Annotated in this window: 25 protein-coding genes; 11 read left to right on the forward strand and 14 right to left on the reverse strand. The window is 67.1% G+C overall.

Annotated features, from left to right (window positions below; all coding sequences use genetic code 11):
• Window positions 1-5 precede the first annotated feature (5 nt).
• Window positions 6-404, forward strand: coding sequence for a DUF1489 domain-containing protein (locus ASC79_RS00460; RefSeq protein ID WP_056018176.1), 399 nt, complete (start codon window positions 6-8; stop codon window positions 402-404).
• Between the two features lie 42 nt (window positions 405-446).
• Here the strand turns inward: ASC79_RS00460 and panC are convergent, their stop codons facing one another.
• Window positions 447-1,301 (reverse strand): pantoate--beta-alanine ligase, encoded by an 855-nt coding sequence (gene panC / locus ASC79_RS00465; RefSeq protein WP_056018177.1) that lies wholly within the window; start codon window positions 1,299-1,301, stop codon window positions 447-449.
• 169 nt (window positions 1,302-1,470) lie between these two features.
• Between panC and ASC79_RS00470 the strand changes: the two genes are divergently transcribed.
• Window positions 1,471-2,295 carry a division plane positioning ATPase MipZ gene (locus tag ASC79_RS00470; protein ID WP_056018179.1) on the forward strand — a complete coding sequence of 275 codons (825 nt, stop codon included), beginning with the start codon at window positions 1,471-1,473 and terminating at the stop codon, window positions 2,293-2,295.
• A 9-nt stretch (window positions 2,296-2,304) separates the two neighbouring features.
• Complete coding sequence (locus tag ASC79_RS00475) at window positions 2,305-2,724, forward strand: DnaJ domain-containing protein (RefSeq protein WP_056018181.1); 420 nt, start codon at window positions 2,305-2,307, stop codon at window positions 2,722-2,724.
• 3 nt (window positions 2,725-2,727) lie between these two features.
• On the opposite strand, the gene ASC79_RS00480 is transcribed toward ASC79_RS00475, so the two are convergent.
• Window positions 2,728-4,005, reverse strand: coding sequence for a D-alanyl-D-alanine carboxypeptidase (locus tag ASC79_RS00480; protein ID WP_056018183.1), 1,278 nt, complete (start codon window positions 4,003-4,005; stop codon window positions 2,728-2,730).
• A gap of 307 nt (window positions 4,006-4,312) precedes the next feature.
• Here ASC79_RS00480 and ASC79_RS00485 point away from each other — a divergent pair, with 307 nt between their 5' ends.
• From ASC79_RS00485 to ASC79_RS00500, 4 genes are all read left to right on the forward strand, one after another.
• Window positions 4,313-4,747, forward strand: coding sequence for a phasin family protein (locus tag ASC79_RS00485; protein WP_056018185.1), 435 nt, complete (start codon window positions 4,313-4,315; stop codon window positions 4,745-4,747).
• 111 nt (window positions 4,748-4,858) lie between these two features.
• A complete protein-coding gene (locus ASC79_RS00490; protein WP_056018187.1) occupies window positions 4,859-5,320 on the forward strand; it encodes a RidA family protein in 462 nt (153 codons plus the stop codon).
• The gene (locus ASC79_RS00495) at window positions 5,317-6,063 is read left to right on the forward strand and encodes a glycerophosphodiester phosphodiesterase (protein ID WP_056018189.1); all 747 of its coding nucleotides are present in this window, start codon (window positions 5,317-5,319) and stop codon (window positions 6,061-6,063) included. Before ASC79_RS00490 ends, ASC79_RS00495 begins: the two co-directional genes overlap by 4 nt.
• Window positions 6,060-7,220 (forward strand): GNAT family N-acetyltransferase, encoded by a 1,161-nt coding sequence (locus ASC79_RS00500; RefSeq protein ID WP_056018191.1) that lies wholly within the window; start codon window positions 6,060-6,062, stop codon window positions 7,218-7,220. Before ASC79_RS00495 ends, ASC79_RS00500 begins: the two co-directional genes overlap by 4 nt.
• Before the next feature lie 7 nt (window positions 7,221-7,227).
• Here the strand turns inward: ASC79_RS00500 and ASC79_RS00505 are convergent, their stop codons facing one another.
• Window positions 7,228-8,766 carry an acyl-CoA synthetase gene (locus ASC79_RS00505; RefSeq protein WP_056018193.1) on the reverse strand — a complete coding sequence of 513 codons (1,539 nt, stop codon included), beginning with the start codon at window positions 8,764-8,766 and terminating at the stop codon, window positions 7,228-7,230.
• 195 nt (window positions 8,767-8,961) lie between these two features.
• On the opposite strand from ASC79_RS00505, the gene ASC79_RS00510 reads away from it, so the two are divergent.
• A complete protein-coding gene (locus tag ASC79_RS00510) occupies window positions 8,962-9,399 on the forward strand; it encodes an HIT family protein (protein ID WP_056018195.1) in 438 nt (145 codons plus the stop codon).
• Between the two features lie 81 nt (window positions 9,400-9,480).
• Here the strand turns inward: ASC79_RS00510 and clpA are convergent, their stop codons facing one another.
• From clpA to ASC79_RS00530, 4 genes are all read right to left on the reverse strand, one after another.
• Complete coding sequence (gene clpA, locus ASC79_RS00515; RefSeq protein ID WP_056018196.1) at window positions 9,481-11,802, reverse strand: ATP-dependent Clp protease ATP-binding subunit ClpA; 2,322 nt, start codon at window positions 11,800-11,802, stop codon at window positions 9,481-9,483.
• Between the two features lie 6 nt (window positions 11,803-11,808).
• Window positions 11,809-12,138, reverse strand: coding sequence for an ATP-dependent Clp protease adapter ClpS (gene clpS / locus ASC79_RS00520; RefSeq protein WP_056018198.1), 330 nt, complete (start codon window positions 12,136-12,138; stop codon window positions 11,809-11,811).
• 151 nt (window positions 12,139-12,289) lie between these two features.
• On the reverse strand, window positions 12,290-13,558 hold the full coding sequence (locus ASC79_RS00525) for a DNA polymerase IV (protein WP_056018199.1): 1,269 nt from the start codon (window positions 13,556-13,558) through the stop codon (window positions 12,290-12,292).
• Window positions 13,555-14,448 carry an ROK family protein gene (locus ASC79_RS00530; RefSeq protein ID WP_056018201.1) on the reverse strand — a complete coding sequence of 298 codons (894 nt, stop codon included), beginning with the start codon at window positions 14,446-14,448 and terminating at the stop codon, window positions 13,555-13,557. Before ASC79_RS00530 ends, ASC79_RS00525 begins: the two co-directional genes overlap by 4 nt.
• Window positions 14,449-14,577: 129 nt before the next feature.
• Here ASC79_RS00530 and ASC79_RS00535 point away from each other — a divergent pair, with 129 nt between their 5' ends.
• Window positions 14,578-15,282, forward strand: coding sequence for a YceI family protein (locus ASC79_RS00535; RefSeq protein ID WP_056018203.1), 705 nt, complete (start codon window positions 14,578-14,580; stop codon window positions 15,280-15,282).
• On the opposite strand, the gene ASC79_RS00540 is transcribed toward ASC79_RS00535, so the two are convergent.
• Window positions 15,279-15,947: a hypothetical protein gene (locus ASC79_RS00540; RefSeq protein ID WP_327082813.1), complete on the reverse strand. Its 669-nt coding sequence runs from the start codon at window positions 15,945-15,947 to the stop codon at window positions 15,279-15,281. The two genes, ASC79_RS00535 and ASC79_RS00540, sit on opposite strands and share 4 nt — an antisense overlap.
• A gap of 108 nt (window positions 15,948-16,055) precedes the next feature.
• On the opposite strand from ASC79_RS00540, the gene ASC79_RS00545 reads away from it, so the two are divergent.
• Window positions 16,056-16,421: a response regulator gene (locus ASC79_RS00545; protein ID WP_056018205.1), complete on the forward strand. Its 366-nt coding sequence runs from the start codon at window positions 16,056-16,058 to the stop codon at window positions 16,419-16,421.
• Between the two features lie 8 nt (window positions 16,422-16,429).
• Window positions 16,430-17,794: a PleD family two-component system response regulator gene (locus ASC79_RS00550; protein ID WP_056018207.1), complete on the forward strand. Its 1,365-nt coding sequence runs from the start codon at window positions 16,430-16,432 to the stop codon at window positions 17,792-17,794.
• A 6-nt stretch (window positions 17,795-17,800) separates the two neighbouring features.
• Here ASC79_RS00550 and ASC79_RS00555 read toward each other — a convergent pair whose 3' ends face one another.
• The 6 genes from ASC79_RS00555 to ASC79_RS00580 all read right to left on the reverse strand — a co-directional run bounded on the left by ASC79_RS00555 (window position 17,801) and on the right by ASC79_RS00580 (window position 22,118).
• Window positions 17,801-18,172, reverse strand: coding sequence for a tRNA-binding protein (locus ASC79_RS00555; protein WP_056018209.1), 372 nt, complete (start codon window positions 18,170-18,172; stop codon window positions 17,801-17,803).
• On the reverse strand, window positions 18,150-19,109 hold the full coding sequence (locus tag ASC79_RS00560) for a DMT family transporter (RefSeq protein ID WP_056018210.1): 960 nt from the start codon (window positions 19,107-19,109) through the stop codon (window positions 18,150-18,152). Before ASC79_RS00560 ends, ASC79_RS00555 begins: the two co-directional genes overlap by 23 nt.
• A 48-nt stretch (window positions 19,110-19,157) precedes the next feature.
• Complete coding sequence (locus ASC79_RS00565; RefSeq protein ID WP_056018212.1) at window positions 19,158-19,904, reverse strand: AraC family transcriptional regulator; 747 nt, start codon at window positions 19,902-19,904, stop codon at window positions 19,158-19,160.
• 119 nt (window positions 19,905-20,023) lie between these two features.
• Entirely contained in the window at window positions 20,024-20,191 is a 168-nt protein-coding gene (gene rpmG, locus ASC79_RS00570) for a 50S ribosomal protein L33 (RefSeq protein ID WP_056018215.1), read from the reverse strand.
• Between the two features lie 113 nt (window positions 20,192-20,304).
• Entirely contained in the window at window positions 20,305-21,300 is a 996-nt protein-coding gene (locus ASC79_RS00575; protein WP_056018217.1) for an FAD:protein FMN transferase, read from the reverse strand.
• Window positions 21,300-22,118: a DUF4198 domain-containing protein gene (locus ASC79_RS00580; RefSeq protein WP_156378295.1), complete on the reverse strand. Its 819-nt coding sequence runs from the start codon at window positions 22,116-22,118 to the stop codon at window positions 21,300-21,302. Before ASC79_RS00580 ends, ASC79_RS00575 begins: the two co-directional genes overlap by 1 nt.
• Between the last annotated feature and the right edge of the window lies 1 nt (window position 22,119).

Below are 22,119 nucleotides of genomic sequence, written 5' to 3' on the forward strand. Positions count from 1 at the left end.
CGTCCATGGCGTTGAACATGATCAAGCTGGTGGTGGGGTGCGACACCATCGAGGATCTGCTCGCCTGGCATCAGGCGGGCCGGCCCTGGATCATGCACACCCGCCAGACGCCCAAACGGGCGGCTGAACTGCTGGACGGCGGATCGCTCTACCGGGTGTTCAGGGGCGTGATCATGTGCCGACAGCGCATCCTGGCCGTCGATACTGTGGGGGAGGCGGTCAACGCGCGCTGCGAAGTGACCGTCGATCCAGAGATAATCCGCGTGGCGCCGACGCCTAGGCGTGCGTTCCAGGGCTGGCGCTATCTGGAGGCCAAGGACGCGCCGCCGGACCTCTCCGGAGGCGTGGACGGCGACATTCCTCCGGAATTGGCGCGGCAGCTGCGAGAGGCCGGCGCCTGGTGAGCCGTGTGCAACGCGAACCGGCCTGACGGCGGTGGGCGGGTGTTATTGCACCGCCATGTTGTCGATCAGCCGGGTCTTGCCGATCATTGCCGCAGCGAGGATCCGGGCCGGGACAGCGAGCGGGCCGGGGCCGGGATGGCTGAGGTCGTCTGCGTTGCGAACCTCGAAATAGTCGATGCGCTGGAAGCCGGCGCGCTCGAGCGCCGCGATACCGGTCGCCTCGACACGCTCGACGCTCTCGCCGGCCTTGAGGCGACGGACCGCGTCGGCAAGCGCGACGTTCATCCGGCCGGCCACTTCCCGCTCGGCCGGGCTCAGATAGGCGTTGCGCGAGGAGCGGGCGAGGCCGTCCTCCAGACGCGAGGTCGGCGCGCCGACGATCTCGACCGGAATGTCCAGGTCGCGGACCAGGCGCTTGATGACCTGGAGCTGCTGGTAGTCCTTTTCGCCGAAGACGGCGACGTCGGGGCCGCACTGCAGGAGCAGCTTGCTGACGATGGTCGCCACGCCGGCGAAGTGGCCGGGGCGCGCGGCGCCGTCGAGCGGTTCTGACACGCCGGTCACGGTGACCGTGGTCGAAAAGCCGTCGGGATACATTTCGCGCACGGTCGGTGCGAACAGCAGGTCGCAGCCGGCGCCGGCCAGCAGCGCCGCGTCGCGGGCCTCGTCGCGAGGATAGGCGTCGAAGTCCTCGTTCGGGCCGAATTGGGTCGGATTGACGAAGACGCTGGCGACCACGCGTTCGGCCTTGGCCTTGGCCAGGGTCACCAGCGACAGGTGTCCGTCATGCAGCGCGCCCATAGTGGGGGTCAGGGCCACCCGCTCGCCGGCGCTTTTCCAGGCCGCGACCTGGGCGCGGAGCTCGGCGACGGTGCGGACGATGGCGATCTGGGACATGCTGGACTCGTGGGGCAAGGTGTGGGGCTTATGGCGCGGTCGGCCCTTGGCGTCTATTCCATCCACAGCCCTGGCGGCGCCTTACGTTGACGCCGCGTCGTGGTGAAGGTTCCTGTTAACCAATAGAATCGGTGCGAAGCCGCCGAATCGGTTGTGGAGTTAAGGATCGATGTCACAAGCCAAGGTGATCGTCGTCGGGAACGAGAAGGGCGGGGCTGGAAAGTCCACGATCGCCATCCACCTGGCGACCGCGCTGCTGCATGGCGGAGCCAAGGTTGCGACCCTGGACCTGGACGTGCGCCAGCAGTCCATGGGGCACTTCTTCGCGCATCGCCGCGCATGGCTGGACGCCAATGGCGCGGTCGCGCCGTTGCCGCTGGAGTTTCCGCTGGGCGCCGAGCTGGCGAAGGCCGCCGATGAGGAAGCGCTGGCCCGTTTCGAAGAGGCGTTCGGCCTGGCGGCCGAGCAGGCCGACTTCGTGCTGATCGACACGCCCGGCAGCGACACGGCGATCGGCCGCGCGGCGCACGGCATGGCCGACCTCATCGTGACGCCGATGAACGACAGTTTCGTCGACTTCGACATGCTGGGCGTAGTCGATCCGGTGAGTCTGGAGCTGAAGCGTCCCAGCCTCTATTCCGAGACGGTCTGGAACAGCCGCAAGGCGCGCGCGGTCTCCACCGGCAAGTCGATCGACTGGGTGGTGCTGCGCAACCGTCTGGCGCCGACCGAGGCGCGCAACCGCAAGCGCCTGGACGAGCGCGTGCAGGCGCTGTCGCGCCGGGTCGGCTTCCGCGTTGGGCCGGGTCTGCGCGACCGGGTGATCTATCGCGAGCTGTTCCCGTTCGGCCTGACCATCGCCGACCTGTCGCCGACCATCCGGCCGGTGGCCATGTCGCTGCAGCACGTGGCCGCGCGCCAGGAGCTGCGGGCCCTGATGGGATCGCTGGGCTTATCGGGCCTGGGCGGCGAAGAGCTCCTGGCGGCGCAATAGCCTGGCCCGATGCTGTACCTGGCGATCGGCTGCGCGGCGCTGTTGCTGCTGGTCTGGCTTACCCGTGGCAAGCCCATGCTGAAGCGGCGGGAGTGGCGATTCCTGGCCGGCGCGCTGGCGATCGCCTGCTTCGCGGCGGCGGCCTATGTCGGCGTGCGCGGCGGCTGGGGGAAGTCGATCGTGCTGGTGGTGATGGGGCTATGGTTGGCGGTGTCGACCCGCCGGACCGGCATGATCCCGCCGCCCTCGGCCGGTCGCCTCAGCGATAGCGAGGCGCGCTCGATACTGGGGGTCGGGCCCGACGCCAGCGAGGCCGAGATCAAGGAAGCCTATGGCCGCCTGATGCGCATGGCCCACCCCGACAAGGGTGGGACCAGCGGCCTGGCCGCGCAGTTGAACGCGGCCAGGGATCGTCTTCTCAAGAAGTAGTCGTCAGGTCGGGCGAACGACCATGCAGGCGAGGCGCTTGGCCTTCAGGGCCTGGCAGGCGTCCTTGGCCGAAGCCTCGGTGTAGCCGGAGAAGCGGGCGCGGTACGAGCCGCCGACCTTGGCCCCGATGTCGCCGTTGGCGGCGCTGAAGTGCTTGCCGAAGCGCTTGGTGACCAGGGCGAGCTGTTCCTTGGCGTCGGATTTGGTCTTGAACGCGCCGACCTGGACCGACCACTTGCCGCCCTTCTTGGCGCTCTTCGAGGGCTCGACCTTGGTGCGCGAGGCGGCAGGCGAGGGGGTGGCCGAGGCCAGCACGATTTTCAGGCCGTCCTGCTCGTTGTCGCCTTGTTCGATCGAGGGGCGGACGATCGGGCCGGTGGGCTCGGGCTCGAACAGGTTCTGCGCGACGGTGATCTTCTCGCCGCGGTCGCGGCGGGCCATCACGTCGAAGCCGGTGAGGATCAGGTCCTCGGCGTTGTTGTTGCGGATCGCCGTGGACGGGGCGCCCAGGACGACGGTGATCAGGCGGCGATTGTCGCGCACGGCCGAGACGGCGATGTTGAAGCCCGAGGCGTTGGTGTAGCCCGTCTTCAGCCCGTCGACGCCCGGCATCCGGCCCAGCAGGCCGTTGTGGTTGCGCATGGTCACGCCGCGGAACGTGAAGCTCTGCTGGCTGAACAGCTTGTAGTACTGCGGGTAGTCCCGCATCACCGCGCGCGACAGGATGGCGATGTCGCGGGCCGTGGAGATCTGGCGGCTGTCGGGCAAGCCCGAGGCGTTGACGAAACGGGTGTTGCGCATGCCGAGCTCTTCGGCGCGCAGGGTCATCATGGCGGCGAAGCGCGCCTCCGACCCGCCGAGCTTCTCGGCCAGGGCGACGGCGATGTCGTTGGCCGACTTGATGGCCAGCGCCTGCATCGCCTGTTCCACGGTCAGGGTCTCGCCGGGGCGCAGGCCGAGCTTGGTCGGGGCCTGGGCGGCGGCGCGCGGCGAGATCACCACCGGATCATTGAGGTGGATGCGGCCAGCGGCCAGCGCCTCGAACGCCAGGTACAGCGTCATGACTTTTGTGATCGAGGCGGGATACCGAGGGCTGTCCGCGCGTTTGGCGTACAGGACCTCGCCAGTCTTCGCATCGACCACGACGGCCGCGTACTTGGGATGGCTGGCAGGAAGCTGAAGGTAAGGAACCTGGGCCTGCGCGGTCGAGGCTACCGGCGCGACGGCGGTCGCGGCGGCGAGAACAAGAGACGCTATCAGGCGGCGGGCGCGCTCGAACATACGGTTCGTCCGTCGATACAAAGGGTTAAGCGGCCCCCGGGCCACTCGGGATGAGTCGTACCATGACAGCCGTAGCCTTGCGCGATGGTAAACAGGACTTGAACGGGCCCATTTGTCGCGCCTGACGCGATCAACACTTCCGTGAACGTCCGGCGCCTAGCGAACGGGCAGGTCATTGTGCACTGCACAAAAATCCCTTGACTGCTGCACTGCAACATGGGAAATAACGGGCGAGTTCAAGGCAAGTCCCCCGTCCCCGTTTGCGTCGCGGTAGACCACCGCCCAACCCGACCCCAGGAGCCCGCCCATGGCCGCCGCCGAGACCGTCAAGAACACCGTCGAACAGTTCACCACCGCCGGCAACGTCGCTTTTAAGGACGCCGTCGAGAAGTCGCTTACTCAGCTGAACGACATGAACGCCCATTCGAAGAAGAACCTGGAAGCCGTCATCGCCTCGGTGACCGCCTCGACCAAGGGCGCTGAAGCCCTGGGCGCCCAGGCCATGGCCTACTCGAAGAAGGCCGTGGAAGATCACGTGGCCGCCGCCAAGTCGCTCTCGGGCGCCAAGTCGGTGCAGGAAGTGATCGAGCTTCAGACCACCTACGCCAAGTCGGCCCTCGACGCCTACATCGCCGAAGTTTCGAAGATGTCGGACATCGTGTCGTCGTCGGTGAAGGATGCGGTCAAGCCGCTCAACGAGCGCGTCACCGCGGCCGTCGAGCGCCTGCAGGCGGCTCGCTAAGAGCTTCCAGTCGCCCCGCCTCGCGGGGTGTCCTCTCGGAAAAGGCCCGCGCCAGCCCAGGCGCGGGCCTTTTCTCTTTTCGGGTCTCAGGTGCGGCGGTAGACCTTCGGCATGTCAAAGGTCGAAGAACGTCTGTCTGCGCTTGGCCTAACCCTGCCGCAGCCCAATCCTCCGGTCGCCAACTACGTGCCCTTCGTCCGGGCCGGCGACCTTGTCCATATCTCGGGCCAGGTTTCGGTGGACGCCAGCGGCGGCATCCGCGGCACGGTCGGCGAGGACGTCGACCTGGAGACCGCGAAGGCGGCTGCCCGGCTCTGCGGCATCAACCTCATCGCCCAGATCAAGGCCGCCTGCGACGGCGATCTCGATCGCGTGATCCGCGTGGTCAAGCTGGGCGGCTTCGTCCAGGTCGGAGCGAACTTCCTGGAGATTCCCCAGGTCGTGAACGGCGCCTCTGACCTGATGGTCGAGGCCTTCGGCGACGCCGGCAAGCATGCCCGCTCGGCGGTGGGCGTCTACCGCCTGCCGCTGGGCTTCTCGGTCGAGGTCGACGCCGTGGTGCAGGTCAGGTGAGCAATGCTTTCGGCGAGGCCTGGGATCTTCTGTTCCACCCGCCGGTGGCGCACCGCGGGTTGTGGACCCGGGGCGGCGCTCCGGAGAATTCCCTGGCGGCGTTCCAGGCCGCCTGTGAGGCCGGATACGGGGTGGAACTTGATGTCCACCTGTCGTCGGACGGCGAGGCGATGGTCTTCCACGACGAAGACCTGAAGCGGATGACCGGGGTTGAGGGCAAGCTGCAGGACAGGACGGCCGCCGACCTCGGCGAGCTGCGGCTGGCGGGCTCCGACGAAACGATACCGACCCTGCGCGAGACCCTGGCCCTCATCGGTCGACGGGCGATGGTGCACATCGAACTCAAGACGCCATACGGCAAGGTCGGGCCGCTCGAGCAGCGGGTGCACGAGCTGCTGATCGATCACGCGGGGCCGACTTGCGTCATCGGCTTCAATCCTTATTCCCACGCCTGGTTCGCCGACCGGTTTCCCGGCGTGCTGCGCGGGCTGGACAGCTACGACTACAAACAGGCTCCGAACATGAACGAGGCGCAGCGCGAATCTTTCGCGCGGCTGGAGCACGTCTCCATCGCCCGGCCGCATTTCCTGGCGCTGCACATCGGCATGCTGCCCGATCCGCGTGCGGCGAAGTTCCGCGAGGACGGGATGCCCGTTGTCGCCTGGACCGTTCGCGAGCCGGGCCAGTGGGACGCGGTGAAGGACCATTGCGACAACCTGATCTTCGAGGGTTTCGAAGCGTGAAGCTCAAGCCGGCGGTGCAGATCAGCCGCCGAGTCGCCGACCTGGGCCGTGAGGCCTGGGACGCGTGCGCCGGCCACCCGGACCACCGCGGCAATCCGTTCGTTTCGTTCGACTTCCTGGATATCGCCGAAGCGGCGGGCTGCGCCGTCGAGCGCACGGGCTGGGGGCCGCAGCACCTGTCCGTCGAGGACGAAGCAGGGCGCACCGCAGCGGTCATGCCGCTCTATCTGAAGTCCCACAGCCAGGGCGAATACGTCTTCGATCACGCCTGGGCCGACGCGTACGAGCGGGCAGGGGGGCAGTACTATCCCAAGCTGATCTCGGCCGCCCCTTTCAGCCCGGTGACCGGGCCGCGCTTGCTGGTGCGGCCCGATGTCGATGTCGAGGAGGCCCGCCGAATCCTGCTGGGCGGAGCGCTGGCCGTTTGTGAGCAGTACGACGTCTCCTCGCTGCACGTGAACTTCCCGGTCCAGGAGGAGTGGGAGTGGCTGGGCGAGCGCGGGCTCTCCCAGCGTCAGGGGCAGCAGTATCACTGGCTGAACCAGGGCTACGCCATGTTCGACGATTTCCTGGGGGCGCTGTCGTCGGGCCGCCGCAAGACCATCCGACGCGAGCGGCGCGATGCGCAGGCCGAGGTCGAGATCCTGGCTCTGACAGGTGACGAGATCACCGAGGACCACTGGGACGCCTTCTTCGGCTTCTACATGGACACCGGCTCACGCAAGTGGGGGCGGCCCTATCTGAACCGGCTGTTCTTCTCGCTGCTGGGCGAGCGGATGGCCGATAGGGTCCTGCTGATCATGGCTCGTCGCCACGGCCGTTGGATCGCCGGAGCGCTCAACCTGATCGGCGACGACTGCCTCTATGGCCGCAACTGGGGCTGCGTGGAGGACGTGCCGTTCCTGCATTTCGAGCTCTGCTACTATCAGGCTATCGAGTGGGCGATCGGCCGGGGGCTGGCGCGGGTTGAGGCGGGCGCCCAGGGGCAGCACAAGATCGCCCGTGGCTATCTGCCGGCTCCGGTGTTCTCTTCGCACTACATCGCCGACCCGCGCCTGCGCGCGCCGGTGGACGACTTCCTGCGCCGCGAGCGCGAGGCGGTGAATGGGGAGATGGAGTGGCTGGCCGAGGAGTACTCGCCGTTCCGCCAGTCCTAGGGCCGGCTCAGATCTTCCGATCCTGCCAATAGGCGTCGCGCAGCACCCGCTTGTAGAGCTTGCCGGTGGGAAGGCGCGGCATCTCCACGATGAAGTCGATGGACCGCGGCGCCATGTAGTGCGCCAGCCGCTCCCGGGCGTAGGTCATCAGCTCCGCCGCCAGTTCGTCGCTCGGCGCCTGGCCCGGCGCTGGCTCGATCACCGCCTTCACCGCTTCGCCCATCTCGGTGTCCGGCACGCCGAAAACGGCCACGTCCGCGACCTTGGGGTGGGTCACCAGGGCGTCCTCGATGGCCTGCGGATAGATGTTCACCCCGCCCGAGATGATCATGAAGGCCTTGCGGTCAGTGAGGTAGAGGTAGCCATCCTTGTCCAGGTAGCCGACGTCGCCGAGGGCGTTCCAGTTGGGGTGGTCGGGGTGGCGGGCGGAGGCCGTCTTGCCCGGATCGTTGTGGTATTCGAATGTCGGCGCTTCGCGCTCGAAGTAGACGAGGCCGGTTTCGCCGATGGGCAGTTCGACCCCGTCCTCGTCGCAGATGTGCAGGACGCCCAGAGCCGCGCGGCCGACCGAGCCCGGATGCTCCAGCCAGTCCTCGCTGGTGATGAAGGTCGATCCCGACGCCTCGGTGCCGGCGTAGTACTCGTAGAGGATCGGTCCCCACCACTCGATCATCTGGCGCTTGACCTCGACCGGACAGGGCGCGGCCGCGTGAACGGCGACCGTGTGGCTGGAGAGGTCGTATCGCGTGCGGACTTCGACCGGCAGCTTCAGCATGCGCACGAACATGGTCGGCACCCACTGGCTGTGCGTGACGCTGTGACTCTCGATCAGTTGCAGCGCCTGCTCTGGATCGAACCGCTCCATCATCACGACCGTGCCGCCAAAGGACTGCACCGTCAGCACATATGCCAGCGGGGCGGCGTGATAGAGCGGAGCAGGCGACAGGTAGACGGACTGCGCCGTCAGCCCATAGCGATTGGACGCCTGGCGCGTGTCGAACCCTTCCGCCGGCGTGATCTCGGGCAGGGGGCGCAGGATTCCCTTGGGACGGCCGGTGGTGCCCGAGGAGTAGAGCATCGAGTCGCCCATCCACTCCCGGGCCAGCGGTTCGGGTGAGCCTGAGGCGACAGCCGCCTCGTATGATGTCCACCCCGGAATGACGCCGCCGACCATGAGGCGGATCGCGACGTTGGGGATCAGATCCAGAAGTTCGGCCGCCGTGTCGCGCTTGGCGTAGGAGGTCACCAGCGCCTTGGCCCCGCAGTCGTTGGCGATGTACGCCGCCTCGTCCGGCGGCAGGTAGCGGTTGATCGTCGTGACATAGAGGCCCGATCGGAACGCCGCCCAGATCGGCTCCATGAAGGAGAGGTTGTTCTCCATCAGGACCGCGATGTGGTCGCCCCGGCGCAGACCCTGCGCGTAGAGGAACTGTGCGAAGCGGTTCGACCGCTCGTCCAACTCGGCGAAGGTCACCGCCTGGCCGGTGTCGGCGGAAATCATGGCCGGCTTGTCGGGCGTCAGCCGCGCGTGATCGGCGAGATACATCGCTTCCCTCCCTCCGCGGCCTTTTCTGGCCGTCTGTCTGTGCAGTTGAGATGCACGTTATCGCAAGGCGAGGGGGCGTAAACCCGTTGTAGCGGCTCGCAGTCCGGCTCCGGGTATCCCGCGAGGGGCCAACGGCTGTGTTTCGTCCTCCGGGGCAATGCGCTACCACCGTGCGATGAACTGGAGGAGCGCGCGATGAGCCTGGATGGGACCTACGAGGACGGAAACATCTTCGCCAAGATTTTGCGCGGCGAGGCGCCGGCGGCCAAGGTCTTCGAGGACGGAGACATCCTGTCCTTCATGGACGTGTTTCCGCAGTCCAAAGGGCACACGCTGGTGATCCCGAAGCATTCCCAGGCCCGCAACCTGCTGGAGGTCGAACCCGAGGTCCTGACGCCGTTGATCCTGGGGGTGCAGCGCATCACCCGGGCGGTGCGCGCAGCGCTGAACCCGGACGGGATCATGGTGTCGCAGTTCAACGGCGCCCCGGCCGGGCAGACCATCTACCACCTGCATTTCCACATCATTCCGCGCTGGACGGGCGTTGAGCTGGGGCGCCATGGCGCCGGCGGCATGGCCGATCCGGCTGAGTTGAAGGCGTTGGCCGAGCAGATCGCGGCGAAGATCGCCTAGACTGTCAGCAAGCCGAGCGGCCAAAGAAAAACCCCGGAGCGGATGCTCCGGGGTTTGTCGTTATGGGGCCTGGCTGGCGCCTTAGTCGGCCAGCTCGGTCGCCGCGTCCTCGGCGGGATCCTCGATGATCGGGGCTCCCGGTTCGCGGTCGTCGCCTTCGATCTCGAAGCCCAGCTTGCTGTCCTTGAGCACCACCTTGACGTGGCCGCCCTTGACCAGCTTGCCGAACAGGATCTCGTCGGCCAGCGGCTTCTTGATGTGCTCCTGGATGACCCGGGCCAGAGGCCGGGCGCCGTAGAGCTCGTCGAAGCCGTTCTTGGCCAGCCAGTCCGCAGCTTCCTCGGTCGTCTCGATGGTGACGTGACGATCGGCGAGCTGCGCTTCCAGCTGCATGACGAACTTCTGCACGACCTGACGGATGATCTCCTGGGTCAGCGCCTTGAATTGGACCACCGCATCCAGACGGTTGCGGAATTCCGGGGTGAACAGGCGCTTCAGGGCCTCATCGACCTCGTCGTCCTGCTTGCCGCGGCCAAAGCCGATGGCGTTGCGCTGGGCGTCGGAGGCGCCGGCGTTCGTGGTCATGATCAGGACCACGTTCCGGAAGTCGACCTTCTTGCCGTTGGCGTCAGTCAGGACGCCATGGTCCATGACCTGCAGCAGGATGTTGAAGACGTCGGGGTGAGCCTTCTCGATCTCGTCGAGCAGCACGACCGCGTGCGGGTGCTGATCGACAGCGTCGGTCAGCAGGCCGCCCTGGTCGAAGCCGACATAGCCGGGAGGCGCGCCGATCAGGCGGCTGACCGTGTGGCGCTCCATGTACTCCGACATGTCGAAGCGCAGGAGTTCGATGCCCATGGTCGAGGCCAGCTGGCGGGCGGTCTCGGTCTTGCCGGTCCCGGTGGGGCCCGAGAACAGGTAGCAGCCGATCGGCTTGTTCGCGTCGCGCAGACCGGCCCGCGCCATCTTCATGGCGGCGGAGAGCTGCTCGATCGCGTTGTCCTGACCGTAGACCGCGCGCTTCAGATCGACTTCGAGTTCCTTCAGCGCCACGGTGTCGGATTTGGACACCGACTTCGGCGGGATGCGGGCGATCTTGGCGACGACCGTCTCGATCTCCTTCACCGCGATCGTCTTCTTCCGCTTGCCTTCAGGCAGCAGCATCTGGCTGGCGCCGGCCTCGTCGATGATGTCGATGGCCTTGTCCGGCAGCTTGCGGTCGGTGATGTACTTGGCCGACAGCTCCACCGCCGCCTTGATGGCGTCGTTGGTGTAGCGGAGCTTGTGGAACTCCTCGTAGTACGTCTTCAGACCCTTCAGGATCTTGATCGTATCTTCGATGGTCGGTTCGTTGACGTCGATCTTCTGGAAGCGCCGGACCAGGGCCCGATCCTTCTCGAAGTGCTGACGGAACTCCTTGTAGGTGGTCGAGCCCATGCAGCGCAGGGTGCCCGAGGCCAGAGCCGGCTTCAGCAGGTTCGAGGCGTCCATGGCCCCGCCGCTGGTCGCGCCAGCGCCGATCACCGTGTGGATCTCGTCGATGAACAGGATCGCGTCGGGGTGGTTTTCCAGTTCCTTGACGACCTGCTTCACGCGCTCTTCGAAGTCGCCGCGATAGCGGGTGCCCGCCAGCAGCGAACCCATGTCGAGCGAGAAGATCGTCGCGCCGGCCAGAACCTCAGGGACCTGGTTGCTGATGATCTTGCGGGCCAGGCCTTCGGCGATGGCCGTCTTGCCGACGCCCGGATCGCCGACCAGCAGCGGGTTGTTCTTGGTCCGCCGGCACAGGATCTGGATGCAGCGCTCGACCTCGGCGTGACGGCCGATCAGCGGGTCGACCTTGCCCTGCTTGGCCTTCTCGTTGAGGTTGACGCAATAGGCTTCGAGGGCCTCGCCGCCGGTTTTGACCGCGGGCTTGTCCTCGTCCTCGGCGCCCTTGACCGACTTGGGCTGCTCGGCGCCGGCCTTCTTGGCGATGCCGTGGGCGATGTAGTTGACCGCGTCGTAGCGCGTCATGTCCTGCTCTTGCAGGAAGTACGCGGCGTGGCTTTCGCGCTCGGAGAAGATGGCGACGAGGACGTTGGCCCCGGTCACCTCCTCGCGACCCGACGACTGGACGTGGATCACAGCGCGTTGGATCACGCGCTGGAACGACGAGGTCGGCTTGGCGTCCTCGCCGTCATCGACGACCAGGGAGCGGAGCTCGTTGTCCACGTAATTGGTGAGCGTTGTGCGCAGGGAGGCCAGGTCCACGTCGCACGCGCGCATCACACCCGCAGAGTCCTCATCGTCGATGAGGGCGAGCAGCAGGTGCTCTAGCGTCGCGTACTCGTGCTTACGCTGGTTTGCGAAAGCCACCGCGCGGTGGAGAGATTCTTCAAGCTGGCGCGAGAATGACGGCACTGGGCCTCAATCCTTTTCCATTGTGCATTGTAGCGGGTGCTGATGCCGGCGAGCGGTTTCAACAACCTGGGCCACCTTCGTTTCCGCCACTTCGTATGTGAACACGCCACACACGCCGACACCGTGTTGGTGTACGTGCAGCATGATCCGCGTCGCGTCTTCGCGCGACTTATTAAAGTATTGCTCAAGCACGTAGACGACGAATTCCATCGGCGTGTAGTCATCATTGAGGATGAGCACGCGATACATCGACGGCTTCTGCGTCTTCGGCTTGGTCTGAGTGATGACCGTCGACCGGACGCCCGTATCTTGATCACCTTGCTTGCGCTCGGCCATCGAACAGGTCTCCTGAGGGCAGGCGCCCTCTCTACAATGGATTAGATATGGAAAAGGCTGCCGTATGGAAGGGTTGAAATGCCCGCCAAACGCTCCAAGCCCGCCAACCGCGCGTTTTTGTCACCCCGAATGCGGGGGAACACGGCAGCCCTCAATCATGGGAGGTGCGTTTGGCTCCCAATGCACGGCCGGAAGTGACCGCGTCGGGACCGAATCGCGCCCGTAGCTTATCCACGACGCGTTCCTCGACCAGGGCCTTGTGCTCGGCGTCGGCGAAAAAGTCGTGTTCCACGGCGTCGGCGTCGATCAGCTCCGACATGCCGATGCCGATCAGCCGCCAGGCGCGGCCGTCGGCTTCCTTGGCCAACATTTCGCGGCCGACGGCGAACAGTGTCTTGGCCGTCTGGGTCGGAACCGGCAGGACGCGGCGGCGGGTGATGATCTTGAAGTCGGTATGGCGCAGCTTGAAGGTCACCACGCGGCCGGCGACCTGGCCGGCGCGGGCCTGACGCGCGACGCGATCGCAAAGCGGGGCCAGTTTGTCCTCGAGATCGGCGAGCGAGGTCAGGTCGTCGTTGAAGGTGGTTTCGGCGCTGATGCCCTTGCGTTCCTCGTGCGGATTGACCGGGCGGTTGTCGCGGCCATGCGCCAGGTCGTGCAGGCGCAGGCCCTGAGCGCCGAAGCGCTGGGCCAGGACCTTGAGGTCGGTCCGGGCGATGTCGCCGACCCTCGGCAGGCCGGCGCCTTCCAGCGACTTGACCATCGCCGGGCCGACGCCGGGAATGATCCCGACCGGCTTCGGAGCGAGGAAGCTCTGCGCCTCGGCAGCGCCGATCACCGAAAAGCCGCGCGGCTTGTCGAGGTCGGAGGCGATCTTGGCGAGGAACTTGTTGGGCGCCAGGCCGATGGAGACGGTGATGCCGATCTCGGCCTCGATCCTGGCCTGCAGCCGCGAGAGGGTTTCGGCCGGCGGGGCGCCATGCAGACGCTCGGTCCCGGACAGGTCCATCCAGGCTTCGTCCAGAGACAGCGGCTGCACCAGGGGCGTGAGGTCGCGGACCATCTCCATGATCCGCCGGCTCTCGGTGCGGTACTTGGTGAAGTCGGGCTTGAGGATCACCGCCTGCGGGCAGAGCTGGCGGGCCTTGAACATCGGCATGGCCGAGCGCACGCCGGACATCCGCGCGATGTAGCAGCAGGTGGTGACGACGCCACGCTTGCCGCCGCCGACGATCAGCGCCTGATCGCGCAGCGAGGGATCGTCGCGCTTCTCGACCGAGGCATAGAACGCGTCGCAGTCCATATGGGCGATCGAGAGCTTTTCGAGCTCCTGATGGACGACGATCCGCGGCGAGCCGCAGGCCGGGCAGCGCCGCTCGAAAGCGCCGCGCCGGAAGCAGTCGCGGCAGAGCGCGGTCATGGCTCGAGCGGCCACAGCCAGGCGGCGCCGCGCACGCCGGAAGAATCGCCATGCATGGCTGGTCGGACCGGGGTTTCGAACTGGTCCGAGAACACGTGCGTCGCGATCGCGCCGGGCAGCCGCTCATAGAGCTCGCCGACATTCGACATGCCGCCGCCCAGAACGATGACGTCCGGATCGAGGACGTCGCACACCATGGCCAGGCCTCGGGCCAGTCGGTCGACGTAGCGGTCCAGGGTCTCGACGGCCGCGTGGTCGCCCGCGCGGGCTGCGGTGATGATCTGCTCTCCGGAAAGGCCGCCGCCGTGGTCCTTCGTAAAGCCGCTGCCCGAGACCCAAAGCTCCATGCAGCCGCGCCGCCCGCACCAGCAGGAAGGGCCGGGATGCTCGGCGTCCACGGGCCAGGGCAGGGGCATGTGACCCCATTCGCCGGCGAACGCATTGCGGCCCTCCAGGATCTTGCGCTCGACGGTGATCCCGGCGCCGCAGCCGGTGCCGAGGATGGCGGCGAAGACCACGCCGAACTCTGCTCCGGCTCCGTCGACGGCCTCCGACAGCGCCAGGCAGTTGGCGTCGTTGGCGTAGCGAACGGGCCGCTCCAGGACGCGGGTGAGATCGGCCGGGAAGGGGCGGCCGTTGAGTTCCGTGGAGTTGGCGTTGCGCATCAGGCCGCTCGCCGGAGACGGAGAGCCTGGGCCGCCGACACCGACGCTTGCGCTGGTGACGCCTGCCTGGCGTTCGGCCTCGGCGACAAGTTCACGCACGGCCGCCAGGCCCGCCTCGTACTCACGCGGAGAGGCGCCGCGCACACGGGCCTGGAAGCGGCCCTGTGCATCCAGCGCTGCGGCTTCGATCTTCGTGCCGCCGAAATCCACCCCGATCCGGATCATGGATCATGGTTTGTTCCGTTTTGCCGGCGTGCGCAATGGGGCTGGGCTCGGTCGATTTCGGATGGCGCAGTTCGGCCTGCGGCGCCACGCTCCGTTGTAGCCTGACCCCCTCGATCAAGGATCTGACGCATGAAGAGAGCCGCCTGGGCGATCGCAGCCCTCACCGTCTCCGCCTGTTCACAACCGCCGGCGGAGAAAACCAAGTCCGCCGAGGCGCCGGCTGCGCCCGCCGCCGCGCCGGCCAAGAACACCGCCCCGGCCGGCGAGTACAAGTTGGACAAGACCCACGCGAGCGTCACCTTCCGGGTCAATCACCTGGGCATGTCGCGCTACACTGCGCGCTTCACCGGGATCGATGGCGTGCTGCAGTTCGATCCCGCCAATCCTGCGGCCATGTCGATCATGGCCAGCGTCGATCCCAAGTCCATCGAGACGGACTTCCCGCTGGAGGAGCCCGATTTCGACGAAGAACTGGCCGGCCCGCAGTGGCTGGACGCCGCGAAGTTTCCGCTCATCACCTTCAAGTCGACAAAGGTGGAGCCAACGGGGGCCAACACGGCAAAGGTCACCGGTGATTTCACCCTGCGTGGTGTGACCCGGCCGCTTGTCCTGGACGCCACGTTCAATGGCGGCTACGCGGCGGGCGGCATGGACCCGATGGGTGCGCGCATCGGCTTCTCGGCGCAGGGCAAGATCAAGCGCTCTGATTTCGGCGTGTCGTACGGCGTCCCGTCGCCGGGCTCGACCTTTGGCGTCGGCGACGAGGTCGAGATTCTCATTGAGGCGGAGTTCACTCAACCCGCGCCAGCCGGAGCGGCGAAACCGCCGGCCTAGAAAACGGCCGTCTCGATCGCCTCTCGCAACGTTTGCCAGTCGTCGATCCTGGTGTGGCGTTCCGGGGCGGTCGGGGCGAGCGGCTGCAGCCGCGGATCGGCGACCATCTGGAACCGCGTCACGCCGGGCGCGCTCTCGGCCACAGAGTCCAGGTTCGAGATCAGGTCGTCGATGAAGGCGGCCGGCGCGCTGACCTGTCGGGCCATGCCCGCCGCGACCGGTCCCTTCGGTCCAGCGTTCAGCACAAGGGGGTAGTCCATGCCGTGCCGGCCCAGCCATCGGGCCCGCGCCATCCGGGCTGGGCCGGGCGCATTGGTCAGGATCACGACGTTGGCCCGTCGCGACAACGCGCGCAGCGCTTCCGGCCCGCCTGGCGCCGGCTCCATGTCCCCGCAGCCCAGGCGGAAGAAGTCGTCGAAGTGGACGCGTCCTTCTTCCACCGGCAGGTGCATCGCCTCGCCGGGGCGATAGATGTTCTGAAACAGCGCGAACCGATCGACGCGGAACTCCAGCCCACGGCCTTCCAGGAACCGGCCGAAGCCCTGCATGAACAGGCCCAGCACCTCGTCGACGTCGACCAGCAACAACGGCCGACGGGGATCGACGCCCATGTCCAGCAGATTGGGCGCCCGCGGCGACGGCAGATGAGACGAAACGCTGGCCAACAGGCTCTCCGGTGCGACTAACGCGAGTTTAAGGATATCCGTGAGATTAACGATCCAAAGGTGGGGTCAGCGGTCGATTCGCGGGCTCGAAGCATTGTCGAGACGAAAATGGCCAAGAAGGTCCTCATCGTCGAGGATAACGAGCTGAACATGAAACTCTTTCATGATCTGCTCGATGCCCAAGGCTACGAAACTCTTCAAACCCGCGAGGGGCTGCAGGCGCTTGCGTTGGCGCGTGAGCATCGTCCGGACCTGATTTTGATGGATATCCAGCTTCCTGAGATCTCCGGTCTGGAGGTCACCAAGTGGCTGAAGGAGGACGACGAACTGGCGGCGATTCCGGTCGTTGCGGTCACGGCCTTCGCGATGAAGGGTGACGAGGAGCGGATTCGAGAGGGTGGCTGCGAGGCCTATCTGTCGAAACCGATTTCCGTGTCGCACTTTCTCGATACTATCCGGCGCTTGCTGAGCTAGTTCCCAAAATGTCCGCCCGTATCCTCGTCGTCGATGACATCGAAGCCAACGTTCGTCTGCTGGAAGCCAAGCTGACGGCGGAATACTACGATGTCCTGACGGCCAGCGACGGGCCGACCGCGCTCGCCATCGCCGCGAAGGAAAAGCCGGACATCGTCCTGCTCGACGTGATGATGCCGGGCATGGACGGGTTCCAGGTCTGCCGCCGCCTCAAGGACGATCCGGAAACGCGCCACGTGCCCGTGGTGCTGGTCACCGCCCTGGACGGTCGCGCCGACCGCATCGCCGGACTGGAGTCCGGCGCCGACGAATTCCTCACCAAGCCGATCGACGACGTCATGCTGTTCGCCCGCGTGCGCAGTCTGACCCGGCTCAAGATGGTGATCGACGAGCTTCGCGACCGCGAGGCCTCGGGACGCCGCATGGGCGTGATCGCCGGCGCGGCTTCGCGGCTCGGCGGCGCCGGCGGCCGCATCCTGATCGTCGACGATCACGAGCGGCAGGCCCAGCGCGTGGCGACTGAACTCGCCATCGAACATCGCCCGGTGATCGAGGCCGATCCCGAGAAAGCGTTGATGACGGCCAAGGGGCCGGTCGACCTGATCATCGTCAACGCGACCGCGCGGGCCTTCGATGGTCTGCGCTTCGCCGCCCAACTGCGGTCCGACGAGGCCACTCGTCACCTGCCGATCCTGGCCATCGTCGACTTCGACGAACGCTCGCGGCTGGTCAAGGCGTTGGAGATCGGCGTTAACGACATCCTGTCCAAGCCGATCGATCCGCAGGAACTGGCTGCCCGCGCGCGCACCCAGATCCGCCGCAAGCGCTACACCGACTACCTGCGCGATAATCTCGATCACTCGCTGGAGCTGGCGGTCACCGATCAGCTCACCGGCCTGCATAACCGCCGCTACATGAACGGTCAGCTCGAGGCGCTCGTACGCCGGGCGACCCACGGCGGTGATCCGGTCGCGTGCCTGCTGATCGACATCGACCACTTCAAGAAGATCAACGACGGTTACGGCCACGATGTCGGCGACGAGGTGCTTCGCGAGTTCGCGGTGCGGCTGGCCTCCAATGTTCGGGCGATCGATCTGCCGTGTCGCTTTGGCGGCGAAGAGTTCGTCGTAGTGATGCCGGACACCAAGCTGGAAGACGCCGAACGGATCGCCGAGCGCATCCGGCTGCATGTCGCCGGCTCGCCCTTCCGGGTCATGGGCGGTTCCGAACTGCTGACTGTCACGATCTCGGTCGGGGTGGCCGCCACGCTCGGCGAGGGCGACAAGCCTGAAGCCTTGCTCAAGCGCTCCGACGAGGCCGTCTACGAAGCCAAGGCCCACGGCCGCAACAAGGTCGTCGCCCGCGCCGCCTAGGGCCGCTCAGGCCAGGCGCGCCCCGTTCGGTACGGCCAGGCCCGGTGCGGCCAGCACGATGTGGCCCTCATCGTCGGGAAAGCCAAGAACCAGCACTTCGGACCGCACGGGTCCGATCTGGCGCGGCGGGAAGTTCACCACGGCCATCACCGTCCGGCCGACGAGCTCGTCCAAGCTGTAGAGGTCGGTGATCTGCGCCGAGCTCTTCCTCACACCGATCGTTGGGCCGAAGTCGATCGTAAGGCGATAGGCGGGCTTGCGCGCTTCGGGGAAGGGATCCGCGGTCAGCACCGTGCCGACGCGAATGTCGACCTTGGCGAAGTCCTCGAAGGCGATCTCGGCCGCCGCTGGTTCGTCAGGCCTGCTGATCTTGTGCATGGGATGCTCCTTGGCGCGGGCGATGGGCTGAGACGCAGGTGACGACGCTGGCGACCATCAGGGCGATCGCGGCCGACTCGGCGACCGTCGGCAGCCGCTGCTCCCAAAGAAAGCCGTAGAGCAGCGCGAACAGGGTCTCGAACAGGATCATCTGCCCGACCAGCGTCAGGGGCAGCAGCCGGCTCGCCCGGTTCCAGAAGGCGTTGCCGACGATAGAGGCCAGGATCGCGACGCCCGCCGAGACGGCGACGAACCGCACCCACTCGGCTGGGGCATGGGCGCTCGTCCCGATCAACAGCGCCGCGATCGCCAGTACGATCGCCTGGGCGCCCGTGGCCACGCCCGTCAGCAGGCTCCAGTCGGGCGCCGAGACGTGCTCCAGCCGCGACAGCCAGCGGCCGTTCCAGACGGCGTAGGCGGTCCACGAGGCCAGGGCGCCGATGGCGCAGAGCAAACCGAGCAGAGCCTGCGCCTCCGAGCCTGGCGCGGCGGCTTCCATCGATTGCCAGGCGATGAAGGCGACGCCGCCAGCACCGAGGATCAGGGAGGGGATCAGCCTGGGCAGGGGGACCGCGCCATGATCGCGGCTGCCGATCACCGTGACCGCCACGGGCAGGAAGCCGACGACCACTGAAGTCATGGCCACGCCGCCTAGCTGAACGGCGCTGGCCAGCAGCACGTAGTAGAGGGTGTTGCCCAGGACGCTGAGCCAGCTGAGGGCCAACCACTCGCGGCGGCCAATGGCGGCGGTCACAGATCGCCAGCGGGGCGCCAGCAGCGCCGCAGCGAAGGCCCCGTAGGCGAGATATCGTCCGGCCGCCAACTGGAGGGGCGTGAACTGCGACGCGAGCTCCGGGGCGAGGAACACCAGTCCCCACAGCGCGCCCGCGGTCAGCCCACACCCGACGCCCAGCAATGTCCGGCCTTGTCCCGTCATGGGGGAGGGGATGCCACGGAAAGCGCGGGAGGTCTTGGGCCGAGGCTATTAGCTTTTTGTCCGCGTCTCGCGTTCTTGGCGGCGATAGGCGGCCGGCGTCATTCCCGTCGCCCGGCGCATGGCGCGCGTCAGGGCGCTCTGATCGCCATAGCCGCAGCGGTGGGCGACCTCTGCGATGGAGCAGGGCGAGGCCGACAGCCACTGGCGCGCGCGATGCAGGCGCAGCTCGCTGAGCCAGGCTCGAGGGCTCGTGCCCAGCTCGGCCTGGAAGAGCGCATGCAACCGGCTGGCGCTGATCGCGGCGCGTTCCGCCATCATCGCTGCGGTCCAGGGCAGGCCCGGCTCGGCCTCGACCTGCGCGGCAAGGCGGGCCAGACGGCCGGCGCCGCTCGCTGGGGCCTGGCCAAGCGCGTCGATCAGAAGAGGCGTCCATAGGGCGATGGCGGACTGCGAGGCGCGGCCTTCGCCGGCCATCAGGCCCATGTAGTCGATCAACTTGGACGCGGCGGGCGTCAGGCTCAGGAATGGCGCCTTGACCAGGCGTTCGGCGATCTGCGGGGCGGTGTGGGCGAGATGCAGGTCGAGGATGATCGAGCGATTGGCCCGGTCGCTCATCGTCGAGTGCGGCGTGCCGGCCATGACGAACGCCGCGCGGCCGATGGCCAGCCGGCCGCCGAGGCCGCCGATGTCCAGTTCCAGCGCCCCGCTGAGCGGCAGCACCAACTGGTCGAAGCTGTGGCTGTCGGGGCCGCGGTCCTCGCCATAGCTACGGATGCTGAGATCCAGAGGCGTCATGGCGAAACATTACCCCATGCGGCGGGGCGGGGACATGTCGCGCGACGCCGCGCATCCCAAACGAAAAACGCCCGGCTTGGCAGCCGGGCGTTTTCACAGACTGGAGGTCTGGAGAAAGCCTACTTGATCTTGCCTTCTTTGAACTCGACATGCTTCCGCACGACCGGGTCGTACTTCATCATGACCAGCTTTTCGGTCTTGGTGCGGGCGTTCTTCTTGGTCACGTAGAAGTAGCCGGTGTCAGCCGACGAGTTCAGGCGGATCTTGATGGAGGCGGGCTTCGCCATGGTCGGTCCTCGCGGGGCCGGTCGGACCGGCAGGTGTTCTAAAGAGCCGCGGACAATACGAATCTCGAACCCAAAGTCAATGCGGCCTTGGGAAAATCCGCGGGTGTCCTGGCTCAGGCCAGCATCGCCTCAAGGGCGGGGGTGACGATCTCGCTCAAACCCTCGCCCGTGTCCACCAGGAAATGGGCCGCGACCTCATGCCGGACGGCGAAGTCGAGGCCCTCTCGCGGGCCCAGGACGCTCAGCGCGGTGCAGAGCGCGTCGGCGTCGATGCACTCGGCTGCGATAACGCTGACCGAGCGCAGTCCGTTGGCGATGGGGCGGCCGATTCGCGGGTCGAGCGTGTGGCTGTAGCGACGGCCGTCATGATCGAGGAAGCGGCGATAATCGCCCGAGGTCGCGATGGAGAGGCCGTGGAGCGCCACGCGAATCGGCCCGGCCGGGAAGGCCGCGTCTGGGGGCGTCTCGATCTCCACCAGCCACGGCTCGCCGTCCGGCTTGACGCCAGCGCCACGAAGCTCGCCGCCGATCTCCACTAGGTGGTCGGCCAGTCCCAGGTGAGAGAGGGCGCGTGACACATCGTCGACGCCAAAGCCCTTGGCGATGCCCGACAGGTCCAGATGCAGGCCGCCGGGTTGGAACATCCGCGCTCCGGTCAAGGCCAGCCGATCCCAGCCCCCGGTGGCCATCGCGGCTTCGATTTGCGCTGCAGTCGGCGGGGTGGAGACCGGTCCGGGAGGGCCGAAGCCCCATAGGTCGACCAGCCGACCGGCGGCCGGATCGAATGCGCCGCCGCTGAGCTCGGCCCAGAGCAGGGCGCGCTGCATGACGTGCAGAAAGCCTGGCGGAAGATCCAGCCACGCGCCGGCCGGCGCGTGATTGAACTGGGAGAGCTGGGAGGCGGGCTCCCAGTTGCTCATCTGGGCGATGACGCCGTTGAGCAGCGCCTGGACCTTGGCGCGGATCGGCTCCACGTCCAGGCTGGCGGGGGCGAAGGCCTTGACGCTCCAGACGACGCCCATGGTCGGACCGCCGAATTCGACCGGATGCTCGCCGCGTGGCCGAAGGGCCTGCGGCGAGAGCTCCAGCGGAACAGCGACCCGCGTCATCAGTCGGGCAGGACTTCCAGGGTCGTCACGTAGGCGGCGCTGCGTTCGGCGCCGGGGATGCTGCTTTGACCGCCGCGGACGGAGGCTTCCAGCCAGTACATGCCGGCCGCCGGCCACTTCACCGTGAACGCGCCCTGGGCGTCGGTCTTCAGCTTCAGTTCGGTGGTGGAGGCGCTGTAGCGGTTGCCGCCGGCGACGACTTCCACCTCGACGTCGGCCGCGGGCTTGCCGTCGATGACCAGCTTGAAGGTCGCCGGCTCGCTGGCCACCAGGTCGTTCGGGTGGGTGACGGGATCCAGCTCCAGACCCCTGCCGGTCAGCTTCAGAGCTTCCTTGGTCGGCGAGCCCCGGGTGGCGAAGACTTCCAGCCGGCGGGCGTTCTCCGTGACCTTCACGTCCGTCGCGTCCTTCGGGATCGCGGTCGCCAGGTCGGCGGCCGGGCCACGCCAGCGCTTCTGCTCGCCGCCCTGCTTGTACGAGGCGCCGACGCCGTCGCTGACATTGGCGATCTTGTAGGTGCCCGGCTGGCTCAACTGGACGTCGAAGGTGCTGCGGTACTTGCCGGTCGCGCCGTTCTTGATCTCGCCCTTCGAGCCGTCCGGCGCGATGACCGAGATGCCGTCGAGGCGCATCGGGACATGGTCGAAGTAGAAGAGGTCGTTGGAGACGGCCGCGTCGACCGTGATCCACGGATCGGTGCCCGACAGGACGGTCGCCGAGGGCAGAAGCCACTGGCGGTGCGCGCTGGCGGCGGCCGGGATCGCCAGGATGGCGACGACGGAGACGGCGGCCAGGGCGCCGCGACGGATCATGTGCATG

The organism is Phenylobacterium sp. Root1290, from assembly GCF_001425305.1.
Taxonomy (GTDB): Bacteria; Pseudomonadota; Alphaproteobacteria; order Caulobacterales; family Caulobacteraceae; genus Phenylobacterium.